Here is a 2240-nt window from a genome sequence, read left to right as displayed (position 1 = left end):
CGCCCCCCCCCGCGCCGGCGCGGGGTCGGCGGGGGCCCCCCCCCGCACGACATGGGCCGCCGCCGGATCCGGCTTCGCACCGGACCTCACCACCTGCAGCTGCTCCTCCCGCAGGTCTCCGCCCAGGCGGGGATCGACCAGGGCCGACAGGTACGTCCCGTCGGACAGGACCTCCAGGACCGGCAGGGACAGCTGCGCCGGCACCCGCCAGCACTGCGCCGCCCCGGTCTGCGCCGCGGCGCCGAACGCGGCGAAGCCGTAGAGGTCCTGATCGGCCAGCAGCAGCCAGTCGGTGGAGATCGATGACAGCAGCGCGGCCGCCGTCGCCGTCCCGCTCCGGGTCCACGGCCCGACCTCGGCGTCGACGACGGCGTGCGATCCGCACTCGACGACGGCCACGACCCGGGCCCGGGGAACGCCCGGGCGGGACGGGTCACCGTCGGCGCGGCCGAACTCGGCCCCGTTCTCGGCCGAGTCGGGGACGTCGAGCCCGAACCCGTGGAGGGCCATCAGCCGCCGACCGCCGAGCCGTGCGGCCGGGGTCGCAGGAGTGGCGACCGGCTCGGCCACCCGGTAGAAGGTCTCCCGCAGCACGTCCCGGCCCAGCCGCTCGCGTGCCTCGGCGATCCCCGACGGCGTCAACGGTTCCCACCCGGCGTCCCGGACCCCGAACTGCGGCAAGGCCGCGATGACCCGCTCCGCGACCTCTTCGGGCCCGCCCTCGGGGAAGAGGCACGACGCCATCGCCAGACAGGCCGTCAGATACGGCGGGAGTCCTCCGTCCGGGCCGCGGTCGGCCACCCCGCACACCTCCACGGCCTCGTCGACCAGCGCCTGCGGCACCGCCGCGAGCACCTCCGCCAACGAAACCCGCTCCTGCCTGCCCGAACCCACCCACCCCTGAACCATGCGCCAACCCTACGGCGTGTGGATCATCACCAGGGGCGCGTGGGGGCACCTCCCGGCCGAGCAGGGTGGCGGCGACGGTTGCGGGGGCGGCGGTGACAGGTGCGGGGGCGGCGGTGACAGGTGCGGGTGCAACAGGCACGGGGTCTCTCCCGTCGGTGCGGTGCGACAGGTATGACCCCGGCAACTGATCCCGTTGCAGACCATCCAGTCATGGATGGCTTCTCGGTGGACGGCTACTGGCGGGCCCGCCGGGCCGGCCGGGCGGACTCCACCGGCACGGCCAGCTCCCCCTGGACCAACTGCTTGAGGCCGCGCAGCAGCGCCTCGCCGTCCGGGCCGGCGAGTGAGGCCAGCACCTCCCGGTGCACCCCGTCGACGATCTTCTGGCTCTCCTGCGCGACCTGCGCCCCCTTCTCGGTGACGGCGACGATCCGGGCGCGGCGGTCCCGGCTGGACGGCCGCCGCTCCGCCAGGCCGGCCTTCTCCAGCTCGTCCACGGTGACCACCATGGTGGTCTTGTCCATGTCGCCGATCTCGGCGAGCTGGATCTGCGTCCGCTCCTCCTCCAGCGCGTGCACCAGCACGCAGTGCATCCGCGCGGTCAGGCCGATCTGCGCGAGCGCGGCCGCCATCCGGGTGCGCAGCACGTGGCTGGTGCGGTCCAACAGGAAGGAGAGGTCGGGTTCGGCCCGGGAGGTCGCCATCGCAGTCATGGCTCCAGCCTAGCCAGACCGGACCGAACCGGATCGTCCCGAACCGGATCGTCCGCGCCCGGGGCGGCTACCGCTCCCGGTCGCCGAGCAGGAAGGCCAGCACGGCTTCGGTGAACGCCTCCGGCGCGGCCGCGTGGACGAGGTGGCCGACGGGCACGGTGATCAGCCGGGCGCCGGGGACCCGCCGGGCCAGCTCGGCCAGGCCCTGCTGCGGAACGTGGCTGCTCGGTCCGCCGGCGATCACCAGGGTGTCGGCGGTGATCCGGGCGAGGCCGTCGAGCCAGGCCGGATCCGGGGAGTCGATCTGCCGGCGGAGGGCGAGCACCATGTCCCAGTCGAAGTCGAGCGGGCCGTCCGGCCGGGTCGGGACGGAGGGCACCCTCGGCAGCGGCGGCGGCGCGTCCTCCAGCACCAGGCGGCGGACGCGGTGGGGCTGCTGCTGGGCGAGCAGGTAGCCGACCACTCCGCCCATCGAGTGGCCGACCAGGTCGACCACGTCGAGGCCCAGGGTGTCGAGCAGGGCGAGCACGTCGTCGCGCATCGCCTCCAGCGAGTACTCCCCCGGCCACTCCGTCCGCCCGTGGCCGCGCAGGTCCGGCGCGTACACCCGGCGGTGCC

3 protein-coding genes are annotated in these 2240 nt (G+C 75.0%); all 3 read right to left on the bottom strand.

Going from position 1 to position 2240, the window contains the following annotated elements; translation table 11 throughout:
- Nucleotides 1-855, bottom strand: an 855-nt coding sequence (locus ABZ641_RS33920) for a transposase domain-containing protein (protein WP_359988136.1), incomplete at its 3' end; no start/stop codon positions are given.
- Between the two features lie 287 nt (nucleotides 856-1142).
- Nucleotides 1143-1622, bottom strand: a complete 480-nt coding sequence (locus tag ABZ641_RS33915) for a MarR family transcriptional regulator (RefSeq protein WP_359988134.1) — start codon at nucleotides 1620-1622, stop codon at nucleotides 1143-1145.
- Between the two features lie 67 nt (nucleotides 1623-1689).
- Nucleotides 1690-2240: alpha/beta hydrolase (locus ABZ641_RS33910; RefSeq protein ID WP_359988132.1), on the bottom strand; the 551-nt coding region annotated here is incomplete at its 5' end.

The organism is Kitasatospora sp. NPDC007106, assembly GCF_040634455.1.
GTDB classification, from domain to species: Bacteria; Actinomycetota; Actinomycetes; order Streptomycetales; family Streptomycetaceae; genus Kitasatospora; species Kitasatospora arboriphila.
The sequence above is the reverse complement of the archived record's forward strand: the minus strand, read 5'-3'. Positions and strand labels throughout refer to the sequence as shown.

What these genes read in the sequence shown, in the direction of transcription:
- ABZ641_RS33915 (WP_359988134.1), bottom strand. Translation starts at nt 1,622, where the DNA reads ATGACTGCGATGGCGACCTCCCGGGCCGAACCCGACCTCTCCTTCCTG.